At 37.5% G+C, this 26,489-nt stretch carries 29 protein-coding genes; 24 read left to right on the plus strand and 5 right to left on the minus strand.

What is annotated here, in order from left to right; translation table 11 throughout:
* Positions 1–38: 38 nt before the first annotated feature.
* The 3 genes from ACIP9C_RS20470 to ACIP9C_RS20480 form a co-directional block, all read right to left on the minus strand.
* Entirely contained in the window at positions 39–1,145 is a 1,107-nt protein-coding gene (locus tag ACIP9C_RS20470) for an extracellular solute-binding protein (protein WP_401013876.1), read from the minus strand.
* A gap of 182 nt (positions 1,146–1,327) precedes the next feature.
* Positions 1,328–2,224 (minus strand): EamA family transporter, encoded by an 897-nt coding sequence (locus ACIP9C_RS20475; RefSeq protein WP_401013879.1) that lies wholly within the window; start codon positions 2,222–2,224, stop codon positions 1,328–1,330.
* A gap of 18 nt (positions 2,225–2,242) precedes the next feature.
* Positions 2,243–2,806, minus strand: coding sequence for a GNAT family N-acetyltransferase (locus tag ACIP9C_RS20480; RefSeq protein WP_401013882.1), 564 nt, complete (start codon positions 2,804–2,806; stop codon positions 2,243–2,245).
* A 484-nt stretch (positions 2,807–3,290) separates the two neighbouring features.
* Here ACIP9C_RS20480 and ACIP9C_RS20485 point away from each other — a divergent pair, with 484 nt between their 5' ends.
* The 6 genes from ACIP9C_RS20485 (at position 3,291) to ACIP9C_RS20510 (ending at position 8,057) form a co-directional block, all read left to right on the plus strand.
* Positions 3,291–4,241, plus strand: a complete 951-nt coding sequence (locus tag ACIP9C_RS20485) for a carbohydrate kinase family protein (RefSeq protein WP_401013885.1) — start codon at positions 3,291–3,293, stop codon at positions 4,239–4,241.
* A 17-nt stretch (positions 4,242–4,258) separates the two neighbouring features.
* On the plus strand, positions 4,259–4,696 hold the full coding sequence (locus ACIP9C_RS20490) for a protein-tyrosine phosphatase family protein (RefSeq protein ID WP_401013888.1): 438 nt from the start codon (positions 4,259–4,261) through the stop codon (positions 4,694–4,696).
* A gap of 358 nt (positions 4,697–5,054) precedes the next feature.
* On the plus strand, positions 5,055–5,255 hold the full coding sequence (locus ACIP9C_RS20495) for a PLDc N-terminal domain-containing protein (protein WP_228134301.1): 201 nt from the start codon (positions 5,055–5,057) through the stop codon (positions 5,253–5,255).
* Positions 5,252–6,145, plus strand: a complete 894-nt coding sequence (locus ACIP9C_RS20500) for an ABC transporter ATP-binding protein (RefSeq protein WP_401013892.1) — start codon at positions 5,252–5,254, stop codon at positions 6,143–6,145. Before ACIP9C_RS20495 ends, ACIP9C_RS20500 begins: the two co-directional genes overlap by 4 nt.
* Positions 6,142–6,924 (plus strand): ABC transporter permease, encoded by a 783-nt coding sequence (locus tag ACIP9C_RS20505; protein WP_401013894.1) that lies wholly within the window; start codon positions 6,142–6,144, stop codon positions 6,922–6,924. Before ACIP9C_RS20500 ends, ACIP9C_RS20505 begins: the two co-directional genes overlap by 4 nt.
* Positions 6,925–7,343: 419 nt before the next feature.
* Positions 7,344–8,057: a CBS domain-containing protein gene (locus tag ACIP9C_RS20510; RefSeq protein WP_401013897.1), complete on the plus strand. Its 714-nt coding sequence runs from the start codon at positions 7,344–7,346 to the stop codon at positions 8,055–8,057.
* Between the two features lie 18 nt (positions 8,058–8,075).
* On the opposite strand, the gene ACIP9C_RS20515 is transcribed toward ACIP9C_RS20510, so the two are convergent.
* Positions 8,076–8,801: a DUF421 domain-containing protein gene (locus tag ACIP9C_RS20515; RefSeq protein ID WP_401013899.1), complete on the minus strand. Its 726-nt coding sequence runs from the start codon at positions 8,799–8,801 to the stop codon at positions 8,076–8,078.
* A gap of 118 nt (positions 8,802–8,919) precedes the next feature.
* On the opposite strand from ACIP9C_RS20515, the gene ACIP9C_RS20520 reads away from it, so the two are divergent.
* A complete protein-coding gene (locus ACIP9C_RS20520) occupies positions 8,920–10,125 on the plus strand; it encodes an MFS transporter (RefSeq protein ID WP_401013902.1) in 1,206 nt (401 codons plus the stop codon).
* A 165-nt stretch (positions 10,126–10,290) separates the two neighbouring features.
* Here ACIP9C_RS20520 and ACIP9C_RS20525 read toward each other — a convergent pair whose 3' ends face one another.
* Entirely contained in the window at positions 10,291–10,977 is a 687-nt protein-coding gene (locus tag ACIP9C_RS20525; RefSeq protein ID WP_401013904.1) for a histidine kinase, read from the minus strand.
* A gap of 650 nt (positions 10,978–11,627) precedes the next feature.
* On the opposite strand from ACIP9C_RS20525, the gene ACIP9C_RS20530 reads away from it, so the two are divergent.
* The 17 genes from ACIP9C_RS20530 to ACIP9C_RS20610 all read left to right on the plus strand — a co-directional run.
* On the plus strand, positions 11,628–14,039 hold the full coding sequence (locus ACIP9C_RS20530) for a Na+/H+ antiporter subunit A (RefSeq protein WP_401013906.1): 2,412 nt from the start codon (positions 11,628–11,630) through the stop codon (positions 14,037–14,039).
* Positions 14,029–14,451 (plus strand): Na(+)/H(+) antiporter subunit B, encoded by a 423-nt coding sequence (locus ACIP9C_RS20535; RefSeq protein ID WP_401013908.1) that lies wholly within the window; start codon positions 14,029–14,031, stop codon positions 14,449–14,451. Before ACIP9C_RS20530 ends, ACIP9C_RS20535 begins: the two co-directional genes overlap by 11 nt.
* A gap of 3 nt (positions 14,452–14,454) precedes the next feature.
* Positions 14,455–14,793: a Na(+)/H(+) antiporter subunit C gene (locus ACIP9C_RS20540; protein WP_401013911.1), complete on the plus strand. Its 339-nt coding sequence runs from the start codon at positions 14,455–14,457 to the stop codon at positions 14,791–14,793.
* Positions 14,786–16,291: a Na+/H+ antiporter subunit D gene (locus tag ACIP9C_RS20545; RefSeq protein ID WP_401013913.1), complete on the plus strand. Its 1,506-nt coding sequence runs from the start codon at positions 14,786–14,788 to the stop codon at positions 16,289–16,291. Before ACIP9C_RS20540 ends, ACIP9C_RS20545 begins: the two co-directional genes overlap by 8 nt.
* Positions 16,291–16,773, plus strand: a complete 483-nt coding sequence (locus tag ACIP9C_RS20550; RefSeq protein WP_401013916.1) for a Na+/H+ antiporter subunit E — start codon at positions 16,291–16,293, stop codon at positions 16,771–16,773. The genes ACIP9C_RS20545 and ACIP9C_RS20550 overlap by 1 nt, the downstream gene beginning before the upstream one ends.
* Positions 16,773–17,057: a Na(+)/H(+) antiporter subunit F1 gene (locus ACIP9C_RS20555; protein WP_401013918.1), complete on the plus strand. Its 285-nt coding sequence runs from the start codon at positions 16,773–16,775 to the stop codon at positions 17,055–17,057. The genes ACIP9C_RS20550 and ACIP9C_RS20555 overlap by 1 nt, the downstream gene beginning before the upstream one ends.
* Positions 17,035–17,397, plus strand: a complete 363-nt coding sequence (locus ACIP9C_RS20560) for a Na+/H+ antiporter subunit G (protein WP_401013921.1) — start codon at positions 17,035–17,037, stop codon at positions 17,395–17,397. Before ACIP9C_RS20555 ends, ACIP9C_RS20560 begins: the two co-directional genes overlap by 23 nt.
* A 559-nt stretch (positions 17,398–17,956) precedes the next feature.
* Entirely contained in the window at positions 17,957–18,751 is a 795-nt protein-coding gene (locus tag ACIP9C_RS20565) for a transporter substrate-binding domain-containing protein (protein ID WP_401013924.1), read from the plus strand.
* Positions 18,752–18,831: 80 nt separating this feature from the next.
* Entirely contained in the window at positions 18,832–19,491 is a 660-nt protein-coding gene (locus tag ACIP9C_RS20570; protein WP_340821369.1) for an amino acid ABC transporter permease, read from the plus strand.
* Positions 19,484–20,206, plus strand: a complete 723-nt coding sequence (locus ACIP9C_RS20575) for an amino acid ABC transporter ATP-binding protein (protein WP_401013928.1) — start codon at positions 19,484–19,486, stop codon at positions 20,204–20,206. Before ACIP9C_RS20570 ends, ACIP9C_RS20575 begins: the two co-directional genes overlap by 8 nt.
* A 539-nt stretch (positions 20,207–20,745) precedes the next feature.
* On the plus strand, positions 20,746–21,882 hold the full coding sequence (locus ACIP9C_RS20580; protein ID WP_401013931.1) for a hypothetical protein: 1,137 nt from the start codon (positions 20,746–20,748) through the stop codon (positions 21,880–21,882).
* Position 21,883: 1 nt separating this feature from the next.
* Positions 21,884–22,279 carry a hypothetical protein gene (locus tag ACIP9C_RS20585; RefSeq protein WP_401013933.1) on the plus strand — a complete coding sequence of 132 codons (396 nt, stop codon included), beginning with the start codon at positions 21,884–21,886 and terminating at the stop codon, positions 22,277–22,279.
* A 20-nt stretch (positions 22,280–22,299) separates the two neighbouring features.
* Positions 22,300–22,761: a GNAT family N-acetyltransferase gene (locus ACIP9C_RS20590; protein ID WP_401014039.1), complete on the plus strand. Its 462-nt coding sequence runs from the start codon at positions 22,300–22,302 to the stop codon at positions 22,759–22,761.
* Positions 22,762–22,781: 20 nt separating this feature from the next.
* Complete coding sequence (locus ACIP9C_RS20595) at positions 22,782–23,294, plus strand: phage tail protein (RefSeq protein ID WP_401013936.1); 513 nt, start codon at positions 22,782–22,784, stop codon at positions 23,292–23,294.
* A 15-nt stretch (positions 23,295–23,309) separates the two neighbouring features.
* On the plus strand, positions 23,310–23,810 hold the full coding sequence (locus tag ACIP9C_RS20600; RefSeq protein WP_401013939.1) for a phage tail protein: 501 nt from the start codon (positions 23,310–23,312) through the stop codon (positions 23,808–23,810).
* A 12-nt stretch (positions 23,811–23,822) separates the two neighbouring features.
* The gene (locus tag ACIP9C_RS20605) at positions 23,823–24,362 is read left to right on the plus strand and encodes a phage tail protein (protein ID WP_401013941.1); all 540 of its coding nucleotides are present in this window, start codon (positions 23,823–23,825) and stop codon (positions 24,360–24,362) included.
* Between the two features lie 4 nt (positions 24,363–24,366).
* Positions 24,367–26,489, plus strand: a 2,123-nt coding sequence (locus ACIP9C_RS20610; RefSeq protein WP_401013944.1) for an InlB B-repeat-containing protein, incomplete at its 3' end; no start/stop codon positions are given.

Below are 26,489 nucleotides of genomic sequence, written 5' to 3' on the forward strand. Positions count from 1 at the left end.
GTCTTCAAATTGTTTGAGAATTGTTTGAGTGCCTGGCACTACTTATTCCCTCTACCTTTAATATTCGTATCCCAATGCTCCATCCATTCTGCCTCTTTTTCTGACATTAGCTGCCAATCAATATCAAAAGTTTTTAAATCTAATTCCTGATACCATTCTGGCATTGTCGCGTGATCGATGTCGGAGCGTGTTGGAATTTGGTAGTAATCATTCGCTAATTTCGTCACCATTTCCTTTTCAAATAAAAACTCTACGAACAATTTTGCATTCTCCAAGTTTTTAGCATTGTTAACAACGGCAACACCATCAACTAAAATTGGTGCACCGCTCTTCGGATAAATGTAATCGAACGGATAATCAGTTGTATATTTCTTTAATAAAATATCTTGCAAATTCCATAAGGAAACACTGCCTTCTTGACGTGTGAGCTTTAAATAAAGTGCATTTGGGTCTTGTGTATATTCTTTCGTGTTGGCATCTAATTTCAATAGCCAATCGTAGCCCTTATCAGGTGTAGTGGCATCTTGACGAACAATCATTGAGGAATAAATAGTTCGCATTGTTCCCGAAGCTAATACACCGCGAATTAAAATTTGATCTTTCCACTTTGGATCTAATAAATCATCCCAATCTTGTGGGCCGGTCTCTTTTGTTAGTAAGTCGCTGTTAATCATTATTACTTCAGGTAAAAGCATTTCACCGAACCAGCGACCATCTTTATCTTTATAGTTTGCATCAATTGTCTCGATAAAGCTCGGTTGCCACGTATGCAGTAAATCTTCGTTAGCGCCAACCATTAATGCAGATTGTGTACCACCCCACCAGAAATCCGCCTGAGGATTTGCTTTTTCACCGCGTAGACGCTCTAATATTTGCTGAGCACCCATTGTTAAAAACTCCACTTCAATGTCCGGGTACTTCTCATTAAACTGATCGATTACGCCTTGCACCATTTCCTCATCACGTCCTGTGTAAATGACCAGTTTGCCCGATGGAGATGTGCTTTCATCTACTTTTTCTGAATCAGATGCTTTGTCGCCGTTTGTGGCATCTTTTGACGAATTTTTATCGTCGGTGTTGCTACAAGCAGCTAAAACGATAAGCATCAGCACAAGAAAAAATCCGAAAATACGTGTTTTTTTCATAATCATCTTCCCCTTCCTTTAGTGAGTTGCTTACATAGTGCAGTATAATACTTAAATAAAGTATTAATGTTAGAATAATTAAAATATTCTAACGTTATTATTATCATAATCCAAAAAAATGACGATTATCAACGATATATATGTGAAAAATAAAAACTCCTTAAAAATGGCTAAACCCATTTTTAAGGAGCTGTTATTTTTCGGTTAGCAAGCATATTAGGCAGCAACATGCCTAGTATAACGAGAATTATGCCAACAACTTGTAATAAAGTAAGTGATTCGTGCAATACAATAACGGAAACAGTTACAGCAACAGGTAGTTCGATGGCGCTTAATATAGACGCCAGTGCACCACCAACCTTTGGTACTGCAATTGAAAATAAATAAATCGGTAAGATAATACCGAAAAGTCCAAGTGCTAGTCCGAATTTCCATAGCCCTTCAGTGAACAATTTGCCGTTCCAAGCAATTTCAGGGCTTAAGAAAATACTGATCATAATAAGTGCAACAAAGGAAACGATTAGAACTCTTGATGTCGTTGTAATCCCTTCAACGGGGCGAGAGTTAAATTGGATAAAGCATGCAAAGGTAAATGCAGCAGCAAACCCAAATAGCCAGCCTTGTATTGCAATGCCACTTAAATCGACATTCAGTACACCAGCTGCCAAAATAGTACCAGCAAATAAAACGAAAATCGAAATTACTTCTGGTCTACTTGGCAGTCGTTTATGGAATATACAGTCTAACAATAAACCAATCCATGTAAATTGAAAGAGCATGACGACGGCAAGAGATGCAGGTAAATATTTTAATGATTCCCCGTAGACAATACCAGTAATGCCTGTGAAAATCCCTGCACTGACTAAAATAAGCAAGCCATTCTTCGAAAGTTTTGGTAGTTGTCTTTGCGTTATGATAAAGATTGTTGCAACTAGCATAAAGCCAATAATATATTGGCTTGATACTGCCTCTGATGTTGTAAAGCCATGCTGCATAGCTACTTTGACAATTGTAGATAAAATCCCATAGCTACTTGAAGCGATGACTATCAATAGAGGGTAAATTAAATTTGTTTTCATGCTTATTTATTCCACATCCTAAATCTGTTTCACCATATGATGAAAGGGTTCGTCTATGATGGACCATGGTTCAGTAATGACAAAGCCCATACGTTCATATAAGCGACGAGCATCTTCTTTCTGTGTTTCTACATTTAATGATAATTTTGTAAATCCTCGTTTTTGCGTTTGCTCGATAGCGAATTGAATTAACATTGTACCAATTCCTTTACCACGAGCCTCTGGCGAAACACAAACTGTATCGATATAGTATTCATCCTCATGAGCCTCTTTATCGATGGTAATAGAAGGGGCATTTTTCTCTTCAAGCCATTTTACGAGATTAGCATCCATTTGAATTGCCTGTGCACCATTGTAGTAAACAAGTGTGCCTAATATTTGTTCACCTTCAACCGCCACAAAAGTATTTAAATATGAGTGTCTGTTATCTTCACGTTTGAAGAGCACTGTCAGTTCCTGTTCAACCTTTGACGATGTTTGTTCTCCTGTTAAACGGTTGGCAATATCACCAATCGCATCAATAATTAGTGGAATAACGGCATAAGCATCCTGAGGTTGCGCTTGTCGAATTGTTATACTCATTGTCAAAATCCCTACCTTTCTATAGGCAAGTATAACAAAGATAGATGATGTCTCAAGCTTTTGAAATATTCACTACTTTACTTTTTTAGAATAAGTATAGAGACTATTGCGGTTAATTTCCGCTACGGGTAGTGGCCTTCTGCTCAGCACTCTGTAAGCTGCAACCACGTTAGCGCGCGTTTTGCCCCTTCTAAGCAGTAGTCGCCACCTTCCATTCCAATTAACTACACACACTTTTTTAGAAAATAATATTAGAGGACTAATGCTGTTGATTCGTAGTGTGCAGTCGCTTTCTTTGTGGCACTCCTTAGGATGACCATTTCATAAAGCGATATGAATAATAATTGTTCAACAAAATTTGGCGATTAAGGTCGAAAAATAACGCGTGTGCTAATACTTTTGTTATTTTTCCGAAAGTTTAAAACTTTATAGGAAATCAACTTTCATGTTAATCTATAATGAATAGATTTTCGGGGGGACAACAATGACAAAGGAAGATAAGGATTTTATTTTAGTCTACGGAGATGCTTTTATTGACTATATTGCTGATGATGTAACGAATACATCTTTTACTAAATATATGGGTGGCGCAACGGTAAATGTAGCTGCTGGCATTAGTCGTATTGGTGCTCCATCTGCACTAATTACGATTACTGGAGATGACGAAGGTTCGCAATTTGTTCGAGACGGTCTTGCACAAGAAGGTGTGAACCTTGACTTTGCTGTATTTGACCCTGTAAAACGGGTAAGTGGCGTTTACGTGCATTTAACGGAAGCTTGCGAGCGAATTTTCAAGGATTATGTCGATGAGACACCAGATTTACAAGTTGATGCAACTCAATTAGATGAAGCTGCCTTTAAACATGCTTCTGCATTAATTGTGTGCTCAGGTACAATGTTCCATCCAACTGCATTAGCAACTACGAGAGCTGCTGTCGAAAAGGCAAAGGAAAAAGGTGCAATTATCGCAATGGATGCCAATATTCGCCCATTACGTTGGAGCAGTGAAGAAGTTTGTAGGGAGACCATTACTTCATTTTTTGAGAATGTAGATATTTTGAAAGTAACTGATGATGAATTATTTTTCTTAACAGAGACAACTAATTTAGAAGATGGCATTGAGCAGTTAAACAGTTACTTAGTACCAATCATTTTAGTAACAGTTGGTGAAGAGGGCACATATGCCGTATTAAACGGGGAAGTTATCCATGTACCAACTGAAAAGGTTGTCCCAGTAGACACTACGGGTGCAGGAGATGCATTTATGGCCGGTGTATTACGTGATGTCCATTACAACGGTTTACCGACAACTGTAGAAGAGCTAGTACGCTGTGTGAGCTTTGGCAATCGATTAGGTGCCCTTGCAGCGACGAAGGCAGGAGCACTAACAGCGCTACCTTATTATGATGATATCAAACATTTATTAGAGAAATAAAAGTTCGGAGCGTGCATATGATGGAAAAAAACTATGATGTGTTAGTAAAAGATCGATTATTTTTTGGCGGTGCGCAAGATGCAGATGCTGCTTATGTAAATGAGCAGGTAGATGTTGTAATTGATGTACGAGTGAATGGATTAACAGCACAAGAACAGCAAGCAGCACACTATAACTACAACCATATGCCTATCGCTGATGAAGAAGCAGAAGTAGCTCTTTCTATTGACAAAGTAGTGAAAGAAATAGTCTCTGCATATGAATCAGGGCAGAAGGTTTATTTCCACTGTGGTAGTGGTGGTGGACGAGCTGGAGTAGCAGCGACTGCTGTGTTAATGGAACTTGGCTTAGCAGATTCGCTAGAGTCAGCAGAATCAGCCGTTAAAAAAGCACGCTCAAAAGTAACAATTCGTCCAAATATGGCAAGTGCTTTAAAGAAGTTGTACGAAAAGTAATGCTATTACTAACATGTTACCTCGGTATGTAAATAAGTCTTTATGAAACAATTCTATATGAAGTAAGTAGCCTGCCATGTCCTATGGCGGGCTTTTTTGAATTTATGGAAAAGAGTATGGACAGTTTCTTGGCGTTGCCTAGTACATACTATGCAGCAGCTATACAAGGTGGTTTTTGAAGAAATTGAGAACTCCTACAGGAACAGCACGAGTAAAAAGGTTGTGCCGTGACTGCTAAAAGGAGAGCGACTTGAACGAACTAAAAGATTTGTTATGACTTACCCTTTAAATTTTGTTCTATACATATTAGAACAAAATTGTTATAGTAAAGTTAGAACAAAAAGGCGAGGTGTTTTAAATGGAGGAGTTAGCAAAAATCCCTTGGGCGGTTATAGCGCCAATAATCGGAGTACAAATTATTTTAATGATTATTGCTTTAATTGATCTTCGAAAAATCCATGCAACGAATGGACCGAAAATTTTATGGGTATTTATTATATTATTTATTAATCTACTTGGACCTGTTGCATATTTTATCGCTGGGAGAAAACAATCATGACAACATTACTTCAAGTAACGGGTTTGACGAAGCGTTTTGCCGACAAAACAGTAGTGGATGCAATTGATTTTACGTTAGAAGAACACACGTCCACTGCATTAATTGGACCAAATGGTGCAGGGAAGACAACGACCTTATCGATGTTAACTGGCTTATTAAAGCCATCTTTAGGTAGCGTTAAAATGTTGGGTGGAGATTTACGAACAAATATTGGATTTTTACCACAATATCCGCAGTTTCAGCCTTGGCTAAGTGCGCTAGAGTTTACTGAAATGGCCGCAAAGTTAAGCGGTGTACCTGCTAAAAAGGCGAGACAAGAGGCTCAAAAGACATTAGAATTTGTAGGCTTAGGAAATGATCTTCATAAAAAGATTGCAACGTTTTCAGGTGGGATGAAGCAACGTCTTGGTATTTCCCAGGCAATTGTTCATAAGCCTAAATTACTGCTGTTAGATGAACCTGTATCTGCTTTAGATCCTGTTGGACGTAGAGAAGTACTTGATTTACTGAAAGGTTTACAGCAGGAGACGACAATTTTGTATTCAACACATATTTTAAATGATGCTGAGGAAATGACTGACCAGTTATTATTTTTGCGGAATGGTCAACTTGTGGAACAGGGAACATTACGAGAAGTGCGCCAACGTTTTGATGAGCCAGCTTATGTCGTAGAATTTAGCACGGTGGAAGAAGCGCAGCATTTTATTAGTCAGTCTACATTTAAGTGTACAGTTAACGGTTGCTATGTTTACGTCGCCATTCAAGATGAAGAACCGAACATGCAACAAGTACTTGAACGCCTTACTGCTTATCCATATTTAGTACGAAACGTAGCACGTCAAACCGCGTCGCTAGAGGATATTTTCATGAAGGTGGCGAAAAGAGCATGAATGGATTTAACGTACTACTTCAAAAAGAATTTCGTGACGCGTGGCGCAGTAGAAAGTTTTTATGGATTCCGCTTGTTTTCGCACTTTTAGGTATGAGTGAACCGCTAACTAATTATTATATAAAGGATATTCTAGAGGCTGTTGGCAATATGCCTGAAGGTTTTGAAATGTTGATGCCAGAATTAGTACCTGCAGATCTAATATTAGCTACAATTAGTCAGTTTCAATTAATTGGGTTACTCGTGCTTATGGCTTCTTTTGTAGGCTCTATTAGCAAGGAGCGCTCAAGTGGTTTGGCTACCTTATTGTATGTACGACCTATTTCATTTGTAGCATTTTTTATAAGTAAGTTTTTAGTTGTCAGTACAGTAGGCTTTGTAAGTATAGTAGCAGGGTTTACGGCAAGTGTTTATTATACGGTTGTGTTGTATGGAACATTTGAGGTAGGGACTCTTTTAGCAAGTATTTGTACGTATTTTATATGGGTATTATTTGTTTTAGCAGTAACTCTCATGATGAGTGCGATGTTTAAAACAGTAGTTGCAACAACATGCGCATTTATTTTAATTTTTGTAGGTCAAATTATTGATGGGCTTGTAGGTACATTTTGGACAATTTCACCGTGGAAGTTACCACTATATGGAGTTCAACTAATACGCGGGACAATGGAGATGTCTGATTATTGGTGGAGCCTAGTTATTACAGTAGTTCTTATAAGTGTTTGTATTACTATCGGCGTTTTTTCAATGAAGAAAAACGCTTCAATGGCTAAAATATAACAAGAAAAATCCACTTAGACTTCTGCGGACCCTGTGCCCACAGAAAGCGAAGTGGATTTTTCCGCTATAGGAAGCCGATATTATGCATAAGAGCGACATATAGAAATGCCCTTGTGTCCAAATGGCACAGCTAAATATCCAGTAAAAATCCACGAAGACTCCTGCGGGAACGCACGTAGTGTAAGTCTCAACAAACCGTGCGCAGGCGAGGGCTGCGGCTTACAACGTGCCCCGGAAAGCGAAATGGATTTTTACAATATAGAAAGTCAGATATTTTGAGGCAACAGCTTATTATATTTTGTATGATGAACCATTGTACGAACTTTTCTTGGAATATCCATAACTTAGGAATATAATGTAGCTATAACTTCTGATTTATCTAATAACTCAAAAAATATAAAATCTTGCTTTAAGAGTAGGTGATAAGATTGGCTACACAAAATTCCGATCGCTTTCTCACGGCCTTTAATCGAATTGACCATCGGCTAAGGGATATTATCAGTGCGAAAGATTTTATGCCTTTTTACCGTCTCGTGGACCAGGCGAAAAAAAAGGACGTTTTAGTACGTAAATATGAGGATGATTTACGCTCCTATGCAGACTTACGCAATGCGATCGTCCATCATCGTACATCTATGGAGTATGTAATTGCAGAACCACACGTAGATGTAGTAGAGCGCATTGAATATATGGACGCTACTCTTGCAAAGCCCACACTAGTGGGACAAATGTTTCGAAAAAGGGTGCTTGTATTCCAAGAAAATGATTCGTTAAAGCAAGTATTAAAGGTTATTCGTCAACGCAAGTTTACACAGTTTCCTGTTTATAATAAAGATCAATTTAAAGGTCTAGTGACGACTGTCGGTATTACAAATTGGCTTGCATCTGTAATGGGAGGCAACCATGTACCAAAAAACGTTCCTACATTGCATGATATATTATTGCACGAAAAAAATAGAGTGAATTACAAATTTGTGAGTAGATACATAACGATTTATGAGGCGGAAGAAATATTTAAACAGGGCGTGGAAAGTGGAAAGCGTTTTGAGGCGTTATTGATTACGGAGCATGGGAAAACACATCAAAAGCTGATTGGCATAATTACACCATTAGATATTATGAAAATAGAATAGGCAAGACGATACAAGCTGTTAAGGGCTTGATCGTCTTGCTTTATCTTTTAAGCTAATGTATAAGGAGCCATTCGTTTGAACTTGGGCAAAGTAGACATCTTCATAAGATTGGACATTTTGTTTTTTCAGCTTTTTCATTACCCAATCTTCAGTCAATTCAAGTTCCACAATATTTTCTTTAATAAGCTGACCATCAGATATTACTTCTGTTGGTAAATAAGTAGGAGGAGTGACATCGGCTTTTATATCTTGTTTCGTTGAGGGCTGTTCTGTTGGCTTCAGCAATACGCTTAAATTGCCGGTTGTTTCTAATAAAGCGTATTGGACATCCTGAACGGAAAATACTGATTGTTCGCGTAACATCATCGTTAACTCATCCATGTGCAAACGGTTTTTCTTTAGTCCTGATTCTAAAATAAGGCCATTCTGAATGACAATGGTTGGTTTATCGTCAATCAGTACACGTGCTTTTTTTGATTTAATGGTAATAACGGTCATGAGATACGTTAAAACGCTCCACCATATTAATGCAATAAGTCCTTCTAAAAAAGGTGTCTCAGATTGTGCTGCAATTTCTGAAGCGATAGATCCAAATGTAATACCTGTTGTATAGTGGAAAAATGTAAGCTGACCTAGCTGTTTTTTTCCTAGTAATCGTGTAACAATGAGTAATGCAAAAAAGGAAAGGGAGGCTCTAACTATCATTTCCAAAACATTGGCGTGAAAAAATTCATCTACAGTCATACAAAAATCAACTCCTTAGAACTGCTATCGAGAAATAGCTTGTGCAAAAAGAGGAATTGTATGCGACAATCATTTATAAATTAGGATTTTGAAAAAATTAAGGAAGTGTGGTGGTAGCATGAACAAACAAATAGAGAACTCTAACAACCCTGTCTTTCCAATTATGATTGCTATTGCCGTTGCCCATCTTATCAATGATACGATGCAATCTGTTATACCTGCGATGTTTCCAATATTGAAGAGTGAGCTCGGTTTGACCTTTACGCAAATCGGGCTTATTTCATTTGTATTAAACATGTTTGCCTCAGCTCTGCAACCTGTTGTAGGCTATGTCAGTGATAAAAAGCCAATGCCATATGCCTTACCTATAGGAATGATTAGCTCATTTATAGGCATTGCCATTTTAGCATTCACAACGCAATACTGGGTAATTATTATAGCCGTATTATTTTTAGGTCTTGGTTCAGCGATATTTCACCCGGAAGGTTCACGCGTTTCATTTATGGCAGCAGGTTCTAAAAGAGGGCTTTCACAATCAATTTACCAAGTTGGCGGGAACTCTGGACAAGCGCTTGCGCCATTAATCAGTGCTTACATTTTGGACATTTTTGGACAGCGTGGAGCAGCTTTTGTGCTAATTGCGACAACGATAGGAATTATATTGTTGAGTAAGATTGCCGGATGGTATAAAAAGCAATTGGAGCTAGAACGTCTATCAAAGAAAAAACGTACTTTAGTATCATCTTTGCCACCACTGACAAAGAAACAAGTGGGAATCGCTTTAACATTATTATTTACTATTATTTTTGCACGATCATTTTATACAACGAATATAACAAGTTTTTATGTTTTTTATTTAATGGATCATTATAATGTTAGTCTGCGACTTGGACAAATTTTGATTTTTACTTTTATGGCTTTTGGTGTTGTTGGCACGTTTTTTGGGGGATCATTATCAGATCGTATCGGTAGAAAAAATGTAATTTTACTTTCAGTTGTTGTGCCAATGCCATTCTGTTTAGCATTACCATATGTACCGTTATGGACAGCAGCAATATTTTTAGTGATTATCGGGACATTAATTATGATTAGCTTCTCTGTAACAGTTGTTTATGCACAAGAACTTGTACCAACTAAAATTGGTACAATGGCAGGGTTAACGACTGGCTTTGCATTTGGTATGGGGGCAATTGGAGCAATTGTAATTGGTGTATTAATGGATCATAAAGGTATTGATTTCACAATGTTGATTGTTTCATTACTGCCATTATTATTACTAGTAGCATTTTTCTTACCGAAAGATAAACCTGCATCTGCTTTATAAGAAAAAAACACGCCTCTACACTGGAGGCGTGTCAGCTAGATGTATAATTAAAAAGGGAAGAATGCTGTTTAACGGCTTCCTGCCTTCACATCAATCGAGTCACCGCTGTAATAGAATCAATATTGCTCAAAAGGTAATTAGTTATTTTAAATGCGTGATTACAAACTATTGACGTAATGGAGATGTAAATTCAGCCGGTAACTTTTCTATATCATTCACCAAGCCCTCAGTAATATGGATCTCATGCATTTTATCATTGTAAGTAAATTTAAATATCCCATTATCAAAATCAGTACCAATTTCTTTGAAGAAAATGCCTTCAATTGAAACATACCTTGGACAAGTAAAGGCTATTTTAAAATTGTCCTGGTCTTTAATCAAATAGGCACGTACACCTTTTTCGTATGTATCATAGGTGTCATCTTCAGTTGGACGTTGGACAGCTACAATGTGGAAATCCACAAAAGGAACCTCTTTTAATAGGACATTCAGGAATGATCCCTTTGTTATTTCCTCCCAACGGCTTTGTGCACTTTGACCGACGATGATTTGAGAAATGCCGTAATTTTTTGCTACTTCAGCAATGACCTTTTGGATTGGACGTTTTTCGTTATCTAGTAAAATGAATTTTTCAACATCAAGTTCTTCGGCTAGGTCTTTCCACTGTTCGATGTAACCAGATTTCTCAGCATCAAAGGCATCGAGGGGTTGTGAATCGACCGAAAGAATATAGAGTGGGCAATCGAGCATCATGGCCATTTTATGACCTCGACGAATTAAGCGTTCCCCATTTAGCCCATAGTAGACACAAACTAAAATACTTTCGTCTAATCTCCCTTTAACATGCTTCATTAAAAAAATACACCTCTTTATCCTATTGTTATTTTGTTATTTGTACTGCAAATTATGAAAAAATTATCCTAAAACAGCTAAAATGAAGGCTGTTACAGTGCATTATGCTTATTTATATTGTATACTTTAAAGTGAATAAAAGTTAATGACGATATACGGGAAACCCTTAAGGAATTCGGCTTATTGCCATGTTCTAAGATTGTTTTGTTTATGCATAATGTGCATTTAAATGGATAGCTTCCATATGCCACATTATTATGCAGTGAGTTAAATAGATAGTCAAGTGTTGATGCAATTAAACATTTATCCAGTGTCTAAGGTCCGATACATGTTCGCTATCCACATCGATTAGTACAGGTAAACATCCAAATTTAGAAGAGTTCTGATATATTCATTCAACTTTTTGTCTACTATGTACCTTCTTTAAGAAGGGGTATAGCAGGCTTGTATTTTACAGTAGTTATTCAAACGCTGCTGAATAACGTTAAAGCACCGGCGGATGTCAAAGGTTTTGTAAGGAATAATTTAGGAGATAGTTTATAGTATGCATTTATGTACTAACAGCTAACTGATCTGTATCATGCAGGCCTAAAAATACAAAATCTCGGGCGCAAATTTGCTGGACGAATTTGATTGTAGGAGGTTTTCATTTGGTTACAGTTCTCATTGCGATACTTTTACCATTTGTATGTGCCGCTCTAATCCCTTTGCTTTATAGGCGACTAAGGCGTGTTATACATTTAGGCTGGTTTGTTTTATCCGTTCCAATTATATTGTTTATTTTACTCGCACGGTACATTCCTCAAATTGCCGAGGGTAAAACATTTATTCATACATATGAGTGGATTCCCTCTTTTGATATAAACTTCACGACATATCTCGACGGGCTCAGCATCATTTTTGGTTTGCTGATTACAGGTGTAGGTAGTTTAGTTATTTTATATTCAATTTTTTATTTATCAACGAAAGAATCTCTTCATCATTTTTACTGCTACTTATTACTATTCATGGGCGCTATGCTTGGCGTCGTCTTTTCAGATAATTTAATGGTGCTGTATACATTTTGGGAATTAACAAGTGTGTCTTCATTTTTGTTAATTGCATTCTGGCATCATCGTAAAGCTTCACGTGCTGGTGCACGAAAAGCAATGACTATTACTGTTTTCGGTGGTCTTTCCATGCTTGCGGGTTTCCTAATGCTATATGTAGCTTCGGGAACATTTAGTATTCGCGACATAGTAGCGAACGTAGAGGTCATACGAGAACATTCACTATTTGTTCCAGCGCTATTGTTAATTTTAGTAGGTGCTTTTACTAAATCCGCACAATTTCCTTTTCATATTTGGTTGCCAGATGCGATGGAGGCCCCAACTCCTGTTAGTGCCTATCTCCACTCGGCTACTATGGTGAAAGCTGGGATTTATTTAGTTGCGCGTTTTTCTCCAGTATTTGGTGGTGAGGCTATTTGGTTCTGGTTAGTTAGTGGGATTGGACTATTAACATTGTTCTGGGGCTCGTTCAATGCAGTACGACAAACAGACTTAAAGGCATTACTAGCGTTTTCAACCGTTAGTCAGCTTGGGTTAATTATGAGTTTATTTGGCCTTGGCTCCGTAGGGCATTATTTTGGATATGCTGAAAGTTCAATCATATATACACAAGCGAGTTTTGCGGCATTGTTCCACCTTATTAATCACTCCACATTTAAAGGTGCGTTATTCATGATGGTAGGTATTGTTGACCATGAAGTTGGAACACGTGATATACGTCGTCTCGGTGGTTTAATGGCGTTAATGCCGGTGACATTTACGATTGCTGTAATAGGCGGATTATCAATGGCGGGATTACCTCCATTTAATGGTTTCTTAAGTAAGGAGATGTTCTTTACTGCAGTGTTACAAATTCGTGAGGTCAATATCTTTTCTATGGATAGTTGGGGTGTTTTATTCCCTATTGTGGCATGGGTCGCAAGTATTTTTACGTTTGTTTACAGCATGATTTTAATTGCTCATACATTTTTCGGTAAATTGCAACCTGCTAAGTTGGATAAAAAACCCCATGAAGCCCCGTTTGGCATGCTCATTTCGCCAATAGTACTTTGTTTATTAGTAGTGGCAATTTTCTTCTTTCCAAACGTCCTTGGCCATTATATTTTAGAGCCTGCAATGGCTAGTATTTACCCAACATTTCCATCTGCTAGTGAATTAACACCACATATTTATGCATGGCACGGTGTTAATCCTGAATTGTTAATGACCATTGGCGTAATAATTATCGGCATTATTTTATTTAAAACATTAAAAAGCTGGAAGCCACTATATCGTGTTTTTTCACAAAACTATACGTTTAATACCTACTATAATCGCCTTATAGAGTTTAGTGAAAAAGGCTCTATGAAGTTCACTAATCGTTATATGTCAGGCAATTTAACACATTATTTTGTCTATATCTATGTTTTTTTTGTCGCGCTCATTGCAGGATATTTTATATGGTCTGATGCCATGGCATTTGATTTTGCAAAGGATGCACCAGTAGAGTCCTATGAGCTCATTTTAGTGTTTGTTATGATGTTTGCTGCAATATGGATGATTTTCGCAAAGGGACGAATTACGGCTATGCTATTGAACGGCGTTCTTGGCTATTCAATCGCATTCTTCTTCGTAATTTTCCGAGCACCTGATTTGGCTCTTACCCAACTAGTTGTTGAATCCGTGACAACAGCATTGTTCCTGTTGTGTTTTAAATATTTACCGGATTTAATGCCTGAAACCTCACGCAAAAGAGTGAAGTTGTCAAATGCTGTTATTGCCATTTTTGTAGGTGCAACGGTGACATTAGTTGGTTTAGCTGTCGTGCACTATGACCGCTTTGAGACGGTCGCACTGTACTTTAATGATGCATATGACTTAGCAGGCGGATCAAATATTGTTAACACTATTTTAGGGGATTTTCGTGCGTTTGATACGATGTTAGAGGTTGTCGTTCTTTTAATTGCTGGCTTAGGCGTGTACACGCTGACAAAACTCAAGCCACGAAAGAAGGAGGCAGACCATGAAAATTAATGACGTTATTTTACGTACTATTACAAAGGCTATCGTATTCACTATTTTAACGCTTGGTATTTACTTATTTTTTGCAGGACACCATGCTCCTGGTGGAGGCTTTATAGGTGGTCTCGTGCTTGCTTCCGCCATAGTACTGCTTTATTTAGCTTACGATATTGAAACAGTGCACAAAGGGATGCCGTTTGATTTTAAAAAGGTAGCAGCACTGGGAGTATTATTAGCGACAAGTACGGCCATCGGTTCACTGTTTTTTGATGTACCATTTTTATCACAAACATATACGTATATCGATGTGCCGATTTTTGGAAAAATGGGGTTCTCGACAGTTACTATTTTTGAAGCTGGTGTGGCGTTAACAGTTGTTGGTGTTGTTGTGACAATTATATTAAGTATAAGTGAGGATGAATAGCCAATGGAGTCTTTAATTCTAATATTAGTTGGTGTGTTAGTTGCTGTAGCGACGTACCTAATCCTCTCAAAGCAATTATTACGTGTGATTCTAGGAACAGCAGTACTTTCACATGCTGCGCATTTACTTATTTTAACGATGGGGGGCCTGAAAAAAGGGGATGTGCCACTCATTGGTGAATCGCCAGGTCCATACGCAGATGCGCTTCCACAAGCATTAATTTTAACGGCTATCGTGATTAGCTTTGCAGTGACAGCATTTGTGCTAGTTCTCGGCTATCGTGCCTATAAAACAAATGGCACCGGGGAATTTGATGAATTGAGAGGTACGTCTGATGAGTAATATGATCGTTTTACCATTAATCGTGCCGGTTATTACGGCTATTTTGCTAGTGTTTTTAAGAGAAAATGTGTTGTTACAACGCATTCTGAGCCTTTGTACGTTTGGCTTCGTTGTAATCATAAGTGTCGTACTTTTGTTAGAGGTTCATCAACAAGGTGTGATGCGTATTGATTTTAGTGGCTGGTTACCGCCATTCGGAATATTATTTGTTGCCGATTCTTTTGCAGTACTACTTGTTTTAGTAGCGAATATTGTCGCAGCAATTTGTTTATTATACGCTATCTTCACAATTGGCGAGCACTACGAAAAAATGTATTTTTATCCTTTTGTGCTCTTGATGGTAGCGGGGGTAAATGGGTCGTTTCTAACAGGAGATATTTTTAATTTATTTGTATGCTTTGAAGTGATGCTACTTGCCTCTTATGCACTTATTAGCTTAGGTGGTGGGAAGATACAGCTGCGAGAAGCGCTGAAATATGTACTTATTAATATTGTTGCTTCATGGATCTTTTTAGTGGCATTAGCATTTTTATATGGAACGATTGGGACTTTAAATATGGCCCATATTTCCTTGCGTGTTATGGAAGCTGGAGCTGACCCACTTATTACAACAGTAGGACTTGTGTTCCTGATTGTTTTTAGCTTAAAAGCTGGTTTACTTCTATTCTTCTGGTTACCAGGTTCATATAGTGTGCCACCAACAGCTATTGCTGCATTATTTGCCGCTCTATTAACTAAAGTTGGTATCTATGCACTTGTTCGTACATTTACATTATTATTTACAACAAATACCGAGGTAACACATACTGTCCTCAGTGTAATGGCAGGATTAACTATAATTGCTGGTTGCATGGGTGCACTTGCTGGAAGAGATGTAAGGACAATTGCTTCATACAATGTCTTAATTGGTGTAGGTTTTATTGTTGCTGGGCTTGCTATCGGTACGGAATCTGCCCTGCAAGGTGTAACGTACTATTTAATGCATGATATGGTAGTAAAAGCTATGCTGTTTTTAGCGGTAGGGATGATGATTTACGTAACTGGTGAAACCATTATAGATAAAATGAGTGGACTTATTCGAAATTATCCCTTTTTCGGATGGCTATTCTTTATAATGATGTGTTCGCTCGCTGGAATTCCACCATTAAGTGGATTTTTAGGCAAAGTGTTAATTGGACAAGGGGCTATTGAAGGAGGGAATTTTGTGCTACTAGGATTAGGTTTCCTATCTAGCTTAATAGTTCTCTACTCTCTACTACGCATTTTCCTTTCTTCCTTTTTTGGTGAAACCATTATTAGTATTGAGGATGAAAAACCACTACCGAAGCGGGTAGTGTTACCATTGACTTTACTAACTGTTTGCACACTCGTTTTAGGCATTGGTGCTGAGTGGATGGCACCGTATGTTAAGGATGCGGCTGAAACGCTTCACACACCCTCTATTTATATTGACGCAGTGTTGAACGGCGAACAATGGCAAGGAGAGGTGAATAAGTAATGGCTATGCAGTTTATATTAAATTTATTTATTGCCGCTTTATGGTTATTGCTTCAGGATGAAATCACGCCCCAGTTTTCCACATTTTTAATGGGCTTTATCGTTGGTATTGGAATTTTGTATGCAATGCATCGTTTTTACGGTACTCAATTTTATTTGCGCCGTGTTTTCTCTATTATTAAACTACTATGGCTTTTTAACTGGGAGCTATTACTCTCGAGCTACAATGTGTTAAAACAAATAACAACACCTAAGTTGAATATTACACCAGGCATTTTCACATATAAAACGGAACTTAATGGAGATTGGGAAATTACAGCTCTTGCACTATTGTTAACGTTGACACCTGGTTCAGTTGTGATGGAGGTTTCTGAGGATGGAGATATGTTCTATATCCATGCGATGGATATTGAGCAGTCAAAAGATGCCGTAGTTCGCTCCATAGGAAAATTTGAAAAAGCGATTATGGAGGTGACACGCTAATGATAGAAAAAGTTTTACTAGTAGCACTTGCGTTATTTAGTGTGTCGATTGCGTTGTCGCTATATCGTGTCATAAAAGGCCCATCTATGCCTGATCGTGCGATAGCGCTCGATACGATAGGTATCAATCTACTCTCTGCAATAGCTATCGTATCAATCGTTTTAAAAACAAAGGCATATTTAGAAGCAATTTTAATATTGGGTATATTGGCGTTTATCGGTACAATCGCCTTTACTAAATATATTGAAAGAGGTGTGATTGTTGAACGTAAATCAAATGATTGAGTGGGCGGCAGTCATCCTAATACTTGTCGGTTCTATCGTTAGTGTTATTAGTGCGTTTGGTATGATTCGCTTGCCTGATGTCTATACACGGTCACATGCAGCGACGAAAAGCTCAACATTGTCTGTATTAAGCTGCTTGTTAGGTGCATTTATCTATTTTTGGATACATGACGGCTATGTGAGCGTTCGATTAATTTTAGGGATTCTCTTTGTATTTGTAACAGCACCAGTAGCAGGGCATTTAATATGTCGTGCTGCATATCGATCTCGTGTGCCTTTAGCAGAAGGGTCGGGAGAAGATGAATTAAAAGCAAAACTTTTTATGGACAAAGACGAATAAATAGCGAAGTTTTTCGTATGGCCACTGAGGCATTACTTTAGGAATGGGTAATTTTTTCAATTGTTATGAAGAATAACTTAGCTATTCTTTCTTTTGCAATAGATAAATGAAGATGACGACATTTGGTGATGGTAGTGAAGCCGCTGACTCCAACGGAAAGCATCCATCGCAGACTAAAAAATGGAAAAGAGTTAGATTGATTGTAATCAATCTAACTCTTTTTTATGTTGTCCAGTGTCTTTTTCAATATGCATTCATTTTGACAGATGTCCTATGTTTTACAGGCATAAATGATGACAAGAATGAAAATAGTAAAGTAACACGTTTGAGCAAGTAAAAAAATAACGAAAAAATATAAAAACATTGATTTATTAGAAAATTCTGTGTAAAATATTTTGTTAAAAAATTTCGTGTTTAGCTTGAAAATTATTTTGAAAGAGTATATCTTAATTAGCAGATAGATTTTTTATTCTGCTCTATGAATAAATATCCAATCGCTATTTTCGGGACGTTAATGTCTCATATACAATAAAAAATGAAAAAAAGGAGAAATTAGAATATGAAGAACAAAATTTTCATGCTTATGCTCGTTCTAGTAATCGGTGTACTTGCAGCATGTGGCACTAAAGATGATAATGCATCAAATTCAAATACTGGTTCAGATACAGCAGAGAAACAAGTACTAAAAGTAGGTACATCAGCAGACTACGCACCATTTGAATATGTTGACGCTGCTAAAGGTGAAGAAATTATTGGTTTTGATATTGATTTAATTAAACTAGTTGGTGAAAAACTTGGCGTAGAAATGCAAGTTCAAGATATGGACTTTAACAGCTTAGTTCCTGCTTTACAAGCAGGTAAAGTAGACGTTGTTATTTCTGGGATGACACCAAATGAAGAGCGAGAAAAAGTCGTAGATTTCTCAGACAAATACAATCAAACAGAGCAAGTTATCGTAGTTAAAAAAGATAGCGGTATTAAAAAAGAAGCAGACTTAGCTGGTAAAAAAGTCGGTGTACAAACTGCTTCAATTCAAGAAAATTTAGGTAAAGCTATTGCTGAAAAAGTAGATGTATCTATTGAAGGGCGTACACGTATACCTGAAATTGTCCAAGATATGATGTCTAAACGCTTGGACGGAGCAATCATGGAAGGTGGCGTAGCTAAAGGTTATCTAAAAACAAACGATAAATTAGCGGCGTTCCCAGTAGAAGTACAACCAGAAGACCATAAAGCAATCGCTGTTCAAAAAGGTAGCGATTTAAAAGATAAAATTAACAAAGCATTAAAAGAACTAGCTGATGAAGGCAAAATTCAACAGCTTGAAGAAAAATGGTTAGAAAAAGCTGAATAATTCAATTGAAATGCGATAGCTCTATTTAGGGCTATCGCTTGTCCATTTCACAAAAAGGAAAAGAGAAAGGAGGGGACGCTGTGAATCTAGATTTTACAGCAATCATTCCCTCTATTCCTTATATATTAAAAGGAATAGGTGTTACACTTCAAATTGCAATCGGTGCATCCATCATAGGTTTTATCGTTGGTATATTATTAGCATTATGTAAAATTGGGAAAGTAAAAATTCTACGATGGCTTGCGGATTTCTACACGTCCATTTTCCGCGGTACACCACTTGTACTACAATTATTAATTATTTACTACGCAGTTCCACAATTATTAGATATTCAAATTGAGCCAATTCCAACAGCAATCATTGCATTCGGGTTAAACTCAGGTGCTTATATTTCAGAAATTATCCGTGCAGGAATCAACGCCGTGGATAAAGGTCAAATGGAAGCAGCTCAAGCATTAGGTATACCGTATTCAAAAATGATGAAAGATATTATTATTCCACAAGCAGTAAAAAATATTTTACCTTCTTTAGTAAATGAATTTATTACTTTAAATAAAGAAACAGCTGTTGTAACGGTTATTAGTGCACTTGATATTATGCGCCGTGCCTATATTGTGGGTGGTTCAACGTATCGTTACCTTGAACCTTTACTATTTGCAGGGGTAATCTACTATATTATGACGCTTGTCTTGACGTTCCTTGGTAAACGAATCGAGAAAGGAATGAGAAAAAGTGATTAAAATTGAAGATTTACACAAATCATTTGGGCAAAATGAAGTACTAAAAGGTATTTCAACTGAAATAAAGGAAAAAGAAGTAATTGCTATTATTGGACCATCAGGCTCTGGTAAGTCTACATTCTTACGTTGCTTAAATTTATTAGAAGAGCCGACGAGTGGGAAGATTACAATCGCTGGAGATAACCTTACTGATAAAGGTACAAATATTATGAAGATACGTGAAGAAGTCGGTATGGTATTTCAGCATTTTCACCTTTTCCCACATAAAACAGTTTTAGAAAACTTAACTTATGCACCCATCAATGTTAAGGGGATGGACAAGGCAACAGCAATTAAAAATGCTGAAGATTTACTAACGAAAGTGGGCCTTTTTGAGAAGCGTAATGAGTATCCAAGTCGACTTTCAGGTGGACAAAAGCAACGTGTAGCAATTGCTAGAGCACTTGCGATGGACCCAAAGGTGATACTTTTTGATGAGCCTACTTCTGCACTTGACCCAGAAATGGTTAAAGAGGTATTAGCAGTTATGAAAAACTTAGCAGATTCAGGGATGACGATGTTAATCGTAACGCATGAAATGGGCTTCGCGCGTGAAGTGGCAGATCGTATTCTATTCCTTGACGGTGGAAAGCTTATAGAAGATGCACCGCCTGAAGAGTTTTTCTCTTCACCTTCTACACAACGTGCAAAAGACTTTTTAGAAAAAGTTTTATAAATTATGAAATGCATTTAGTCTCGTTTATATTAGAGGCTAAGTGCGTTTTTTGTTTTAAATGAAAGAAGAATCATCAAATTGTTCTATAAATGCATCAAGCTTGAATAACTCCTCTCTATGATAGGTTCCTAATGGATGCTCTTATTCTAAAAGCTCAGAAGCGACGGCTGCAGCAATATTCGCTGTAACTAATGATTCATCATTATCAACATAGGATAATGATATGTATCGTAATGAATTAATATGGAAGATATTAACTATTTTAATTAAATAAAATATCCATATAATCTGTTTATGTTCATCTATGTGAGCATGAGCAGATTTTTTTTGCATTATTACAAGATAGTAGGCAGAAAGGTTAAGAAAACTTAACTTAAATTTCGTAGAGGAAAATAGGGGATTTATAATATAATGAAAAACAGTAAGAGAGTCCTAAGAAAATACAATATTCGACACTCTTTTTTAGGTAGTAAGAGATAGCAATTAAATATAAATATGTATTTATTGTTCGGAAAATTCTGATATTAGGAGGAGTAGCGATGGCATGGACTTTTTATTTAAATGTCACAAATGATACAGATCGAGATTTAGAGCTAGTAGAATCGCAATTACATTGGGGCTATTGGAATACAGATGGTGAAGAGGATAAAAAACCTCAAACTATTAAAGCGGGGCAAACAATTCAAGCTGTTGGCGCCAAATCAGCATTTGGACCAAATGGTTATGAATTTTCTTGCTCTTGGAAAGATAAAAATAGTGAAACGCAAGCACCGTACGGGGTAATAAGTCTTTATGTGAATGTTCCTTATAATGATCCTAATGAAGCTAAATGTCGAGCAAATGGATATTTTGAAGTAGCTGAGTGGAAAGACATTACACATGATGGCCATAGCTTTGTTCGAAATATCCGAATTTCTAACAAGCTAGATAAATTGAAACAAAATGAAATAAGAAACAATCTAGAAACAGATTGGTCCAAAATTAACGCATTAGTTGAAATTGAAGATGTGAGAGATATTGATTTAAATCAATATATTCCTAGTGGTGTTCATTTTGAAAAGATGTCGTTATTCAAAACACCTATCTTTACTATTTCAAAAAGATTATTTGATGGGGTCAATGATTTAACGTTTGATAGTCTTTATTTAAAGCAACGGGAAGTGCAACAGTATTATTCCGTAGAAGTGACTAGTTTAAGAGCAGATGCGTCTAAAATCGAAACTGTTACGAAAAAAGGGAAAATTACAGTAAAAGATGAGTTTGGATTATCTACTACAAGTAAAGTGGTGGAAGAGAAAGTCAGTACCATTGAAACGGCCTTTAAATTTACAGAAAAGATCTCTGTTTCTGATGAAAAAGTGGTAAAGGCAAGTGTGGCACAGGAACTACAGGCGGAATTAAAAGCGAAGTTTAATATATTAAATGCTGTTACAACAGAGCAACAGCAAACTGAGAAAAAATCGAAAGAAAGAGTTTTTGAAGCCCCGAGTGATAAAGATATGGATGTTGTACCTTGGATTTTTAGTAAAATGATTCTTCTTTATCGAACGGATAACAATAATGTAACAACGTTAATTGGTGCTTCTGAATGGGATTATGCCGTATTACATCGTACGCATCTATACGATGTAATGAATAATACGAGAAATAAAGTAACGACAGGAGGAGCGCACTAAAATGGCGACTTGGACATTTTCACTAATGATTACAAATGCAACAGACCGTGAGCTTGAAGTTTTTCAATCGCAGCTAGCGTGGGGTATCTGGAATACCGATGATATTGAAGACAAGAAGCCGGTAAATATTCCTCCAAACACAACATTACAGGCATTGGGAATAAAAGCATCCACAGGTCCCAATGGATATGAATGCTCTTGCTCATGGCGAGATATAGTCCCACAAGGCGAAAAATCATATGGCACAATCTCGATAGCGCTAGACGTTCCACAAAAGAGCAAAAATCGAGCTGAATGCTTAGCTGATCATCAATTGCACGTCGATAGTTGGGAAGACTTGCCTGACAAAGGACATAACTTTGTACGATCTATCATTGTGACCAATAAGAATGCCTAAAAGAAAGTGGAACATATTTGATGAAAATAAAGCTTAAATCTATCACAAAGGAAGATGAAGCATTTCTCTACGAAATCTATACTTCTACAAGAAATCAAGAAGTAGATTCATGGGGATGGTCAGCTGAACAAAAAGAAGATTTTTTAGCAATGCAATGGCGCGCACAACAAGTTTCGTATAATCAGCAATTTCCAAGGGCAAATCATTGGATTATTGTGAAAGATGCTGAATGTGTCGGCAGGATTCTCACTGAAGAACTCCCTGAATATCACCGTCTGATTGATATAGCTATATTGCCAAAATATCAGGGAAGAGGCATTGGTACCTATATTATTGTTCAACTTCAGAAAAAGGCAAAAGTACAAAGAAAAGCAGTTGTATTACACGTTCATAAAACTAACATAGCAAGATATCTCTATGAAAGATTAGGGTTTCAAGTTATTCAAGAAGACGAGATTTATATGAAAATGTTATGGAAATAAAAGTTAGGGAGAGTGTTGATATGTCAGAAGCGTATTTAGGTGAGATTCGGATGTTTAGTGGGAAGTATGCCCCGATGAATTGGGCCCTTTGTAACGGTCAACTGTTATCGGTTAATGAGTACCAGGCTCTTTTTTCGTTAATAGGAACTAAATATGGTGGCGATGGGGTAACAAATTTTGCGTTACCTGATTTACGTGGAAGAATCCCGATACATAAAAGTCCCGAATATCCTTTTGCAAGTAATGGAGGGACGGAAAAAGTAACATTAACAGAGGGCGATTTACCAGCCCATACGCATATTGTTACAGCAAATAATGTAAAAACGGAAACAACAGAAAGCTCACCAGCTAATACTGTATGGGGAGTAGCTGATTTAAAGAATTATCAAACAAGTATAGCGAGTGATGTTGTCCAGATGAATAGTAATTTAATGTCATCAGTTGGTGGCAATCAGCCACATGAAAATGTCATGCCTTCATTGGTTATTAATTTTATTATTGCAACACAAGGTCTGTACCCATATTTTTCTTAAAAGGGAGGAAGTACATTGGCAGAACCGTTTGTAGGAGAAGTACGACTTTTTAGTTTCGACAGAATACCTCAAAATTGGTTACCGTGTGATGGACGCCTATTGTCGGTAAATCAATACATAGCACTTTATTCTTTGATAGGAAATAAATACGGAGGAGATGGTAAAACAACATTTGCCTTACCCAATTTGCAAGGTAGAGTACCGTTACATAAAAGTGACGAAATTGCCTATGCATCAACAGGTGGTGAAGCAACACACGCATTAACGATAAATGAAATGCCTAATCATACTCATGAAGTTTATGCTAATGAGGATGAAACAAATAAAGCAACACCAAAGAGTAACGTATGGGGAAAAGTGAATGGTAATAATATGTTTGCTAGTAATCCAAATACTGCAATGAATGCAATAGCGATGACAGTCACTGGCCAAAATCAGGCCCATAATAATATGCAGCCTTATCTAGTCGTATCGTTTTGTATTGCAACAATGGGGATTTTTCCACCACGAGGTTAGGGAGGAACGAAAATGGCAGAAGCCTATACAGGAGAGATTAGAATATTCGCTGGCAATTATGCACCAATTGATTGGGCTTTTTGTGATGGGAGTACATTACTTGTTAATCAGCATCCAGTGTTATTTTCAATTATTGGTAATAGATTTGGTGGCGATGGCAAAACAGACTTTAAGTTGCCAGATTTAAGAGGTAAAGCACCAATGCATTACGGAACTGGTACAGGACTTACAACAAGGGAATTTGCCACAGAAGTAGGTGAAGTAAGTGTGTCATTAAGTAGTGAGCAAATGCCTGCCCATAAGCATGAATTACAAGGGAGCACAAAAACAACGGGTGGAGCTAGTAGTCCCGAAGGTGCCGTTTGGGGCGCTCTAGGAGGATTGAATCCAAAGAAGTTATATAAAGAATTTACACCAACTACAAAAGTAAATATTCATCAGCAAGCGATTGAAACAACTGGAGGAAATATGGCACACAATAACATGCAACCATATGTAGCATTAAACTTTATTATTTGTTTGTATGGTGAATACCCAGTAAATGAAGGGTGATTAGATGAGAAACTATAAACGGATAAATGTTGTACTTATGTTGGTTGCAATGTTGCTCAGCATTTTACAACCATTTTTGGATATACAAGTTGCGAGGGCAGCAATTCCAGCTATTGAACCTATTAAACCTATTGATATTGTAACGGGGACTTTTTATCAAGGTACACCAAATAGCGTTGATATTGTAGAAGGACTTGCTGGGGCAGGTGGTTATGATTCAGGCGATCAGACAAACACGGCTTATCTTAAATTTTATTTACCATCTGGCACTGACTATTCGAATGCAAAGTTAAGCCTTACGCCAATGGATTCGGGTGTTACGGGGGATATTTCTAACTTGAGAATTAATATAGGCAGCTCAGATAATTGGGTAGTTAATGAAGGTTTTGATCAACCTTTATCTATTTTACCGACTAAACATATAGGGATTGAAAAAGATTTTTCTAAACCTTCCTATATATTTAATCAATTCGATACCCCTATTTCTTTACCCATCGGTGATTTACTTACTAACCAGAATATAAATGATATTGGTAGTGAAAATATTATTACACTAATTCTTTCTTCGCCAACTATGATGGATGACTATGCAGTTTTTGGGAACATTTCAATAGTTGATTATGATACATCACCACCTGTAGAAGTGAAGCATAAAGTCAGCTTTGATGTAGATGGGGGAAGTCTAGTACCAGAACAATCCATCACACACGGAGAAAAAGCAAGTGAACCACCGGCCCCAACAAAAGCGGGCTACACATTTGAAGGCTGGTATACAGATGATGAGCGTACAAATCAATATGATTTTACCAACAATGTCATTACAGCGAATACGACACTTTATGCGAAGTGGAAACCAGTTGGTTACACAGTGAATTTTGAAGTAAATGGCGGAAGTCTAGTACCAAATCAAACGGTAGCACATGGTGAAAAAGTAAGTAAACCAACGCCAGCGCCAACGAAAGCGGGCTATACATTTGGAGGTTGGTACACAGATGTAACGCTTACAGAAACTTATGATTTTAACAATGAAATCACAGCCAATACGACACTTTATGCGAAATGGAAACCGGTTACTTACACGGTTAATTTTGAAGTAAATGGCGGAAGTCTCGTACCAAGTCAATCGGTAGCACATGGTGAAAAAGTAAGTAAACCAACGTCAGCTCCAACGAAAGCAGGTTACACATTTGAAGGCTGGTATACAGATGATGAGGGAACAGAACAATATGATTTCACCAACCATGTCATTACAGCCAATACGACACTTTACGCGAAGTGGGAACCACTGAAGTATACAGTTAGCTTTGAAGTGAGCGGTGGAAGTGCAGTCCCAAGTCAAACCGTAGCACATGGCGAAAAGGTAACAGTGCCACCAGCCCCAACAAAAGCGGGTTACACATTTGAAGGCTGGTATACAGATGATGAGCGTACGAATCAATATGATTTTACCAACAATGTCATTACAGCGAATACGACACTTTACGCGAAGTGGGAACCAGTTGGTTACACAGTGAATTTTGAAGTGGGCGGTGGAAGTGTAGTACCAAGTCAATCCGTAGCACATGGCAAAAAAGCAACAGTGCCACCAGCCCCAACAAAAGCGGGTTACACATTTGAAGGCTGGTATACAGATGATGAGCGTACAAATCAATATGATTTCACCAATGTCATTACAGCGAATACAACTATTTATGCGAAGTGGAAACCACTGAAGTATACAGTTAGCTTTGAAGTGAGCGGTGGAAGTGCAGTCCCAAATCAAACGGTAGCACATGGCGAAAAGGTAACAGTGCCACCAATACCAACAAAAGCGGGCTACACATTTGAAGGCTGGTATACAGATGATGAGCGAACAAATCAATATGATTTTACCAACAATGTCATTACAGCGAATAAGACAATTTACGCGAAGTGGGAACCACTGAAGTATACAGTTAGCTTTGAAGTGAGCGGTGGAAGTGCAGTCCCAAGTCAAACCGTAGCACATGGTGAAAAGGTAACAGTGCCACCAATACCAACAAAAGCGGGTTACACATTTGAAGGCTGGTATACAGATGATGAGGGTACAAATCAATATGATTTCACCAACAATGTCATTACAGCGAATAAGACACTTTACGCGAAGTG

This window comes from Lysinibacillus sp. NPDC093210 (assembly GCF_044753985.1).
Lineage (GTDB): Bacteria > Bacillota > Bacilli > Bacillales_A > Planococcaceae > Lysinibacillus.

What these genes read in the sequence shown, in the direction of transcription:
- ACIP9C_RS20505 (WP_401013894.1), top strand. Translation starts at nt 6,142, where the DNA reads ATGAATGGATTTAACGTACTACTTCAAAAAGAATTTCGTGACGCGTGG.
- ACIP9C_RS20470 (WP_401013876.1), bottom strand. Translation starts at nt 1,145, where the DNA reads ATGAAAAAAACACGTATTTTCGGATTTTTTCTTGTGCTGATGCTTATC.
- ACIP9C_RS20565 (WP_401013924.1), top strand. Translation starts at nt 17,957, where the DNA reads ATGAAGAACAAAATTTTCATGCTTATGCTCGTTCTAGTAATCGGTGTA.
- ACIP9C_RS20475 (WP_401013879.1), bottom strand. Translation starts at nt 2,224, where the DNA reads ATGAAAACAAATTTAATTTACCCTCTATTGATAGTCATCGCTTCAAGT.
- ACIP9C_RS20540 (WP_401013911.1), top strand. Translation starts at nt 14,455, where the DNA reads ATGGAGTCTTTAATTCTAATATTAGTTGGTGTGTTAGTTGCTGTAGCG.
- ACIP9C_RS20545 (WP_401013913.1), top strand. Translation starts at nt 14,786, where the DNA reads ATGAGTAATATGATCGTTTTACCATTAATCGTGCCGGTTATTACGGCT.
- ACIP9C_RS20590 (WP_401014039.1), top strand. Translation starts at nt 22,300, where the DNA reads ATGAAAATAAAGCTTAAATCTATCACAAAGGAAGATGAAGCATTTCTC.
- ACIP9C_RS20490 (WP_401013888.1), top strand. Translation starts at nt 4,259, where the DNA reads ATGATGGAAAAAAACTATGATGTGTTAGTAAAAGATCGATTATTTTTT.
- ACIP9C_RS20525 (WP_401013904.1), bottom strand. Translation starts at nt 10,977, where the DNA reads ATGAAGCATGTTAAAGGGAGATTAGACGAAAGTATTTTAGTTTGTGTC.
- ACIP9C_RS20550 (WP_401013916.1), top strand. Translation starts at nt 16,291, where the DNA reads ATGGCTATGCAGTTTATATTAAATTTATTTATTGCCGCTTTATGGTTA.
- ACIP9C_RS20485 (WP_401013885.1), top strand. Translation starts at nt 3,291, where the DNA reads ATGACAAAGGAAGATAAGGATTTTATTTTAGTCTACGGAGATGCTTTT.
- ACIP9C_RS20500 (WP_401013892.1), top strand. Translation starts at nt 5,252, where the DNA reads ATGACAACATTACTTCAAGTAACGGGTTTGACGAAGCGTTTTGCCGAC.
- ACIP9C_RS20595 (WP_401013936.1), top strand. Translation starts at nt 22,782, where the DNA reads ATGTCAGAAGCGTATTTAGGTGAGATTCGGATGTTTAGTGGGAAGTAT.
- ACIP9C_RS20585 (WP_401013933.1), top strand. Translation starts at nt 21,884, where the DNA reads ATGGCGACTTGGACATTTTCACTAATGATTACAAATGCAACAGACCGT.
- ACIP9C_RS20535 (WP_401013908.1), top strand. Translation starts at nt 14,029, where the DNA reads ATGAAAATTAATGACGTTATTTTACGTACTATTACAAAGGCTATCGTA.
- ACIP9C_RS20580 (WP_401013931.1), top strand. Translation starts at nt 20,746, where the DNA reads ATGGCATGGACTTTTTATTTAAATGTCACAAATGATACAGATCGAGAT.
- ACIP9C_RS20605 (WP_401013941.1), top strand. Translation starts at nt 23,823, where the DNA reads ATGGCAGAAGCCTATACAGGAGAGATTAGAATATTCGCTGGCAATTAT.
- ACIP9C_RS20555 (WP_401013918.1), top strand. Translation starts at nt 16,773, where the DNA reads ATGATAGAAAAAGTTTTACTAGTAGCACTTGCGTTATTTAGTGTGTCG.
- ACIP9C_RS20520 (WP_401013902.1), top strand. Translation starts at nt 8,920, where the DNA reads ATGAACAAACAAATAGAGAACTCTAACAACCCTGTCTTTCCAATTATG.
- ACIP9C_RS20515 (WP_401013899.1), bottom strand. Translation starts at nt 8,801, where the DNA reads ATGACTGTAGATGAATTTTTTCACGCCAATGTTTTGGAAATGATAGTT.
- ACIP9C_RS20495 (WP_228134301.1), top strand. Translation starts at nt 5,055, where the DNA reads ATGGAGGAGTTAGCAAAAATCCCTTGGGCGGTTATAGCGCCAATAATC.
- ACIP9C_RS20480 (WP_401013882.1), bottom strand. Translation starts at nt 2,806, where the DNA reads ATGAGTATAACAATTCGACAAGCGCAACCTCAGGATGCTTATGCCGTT.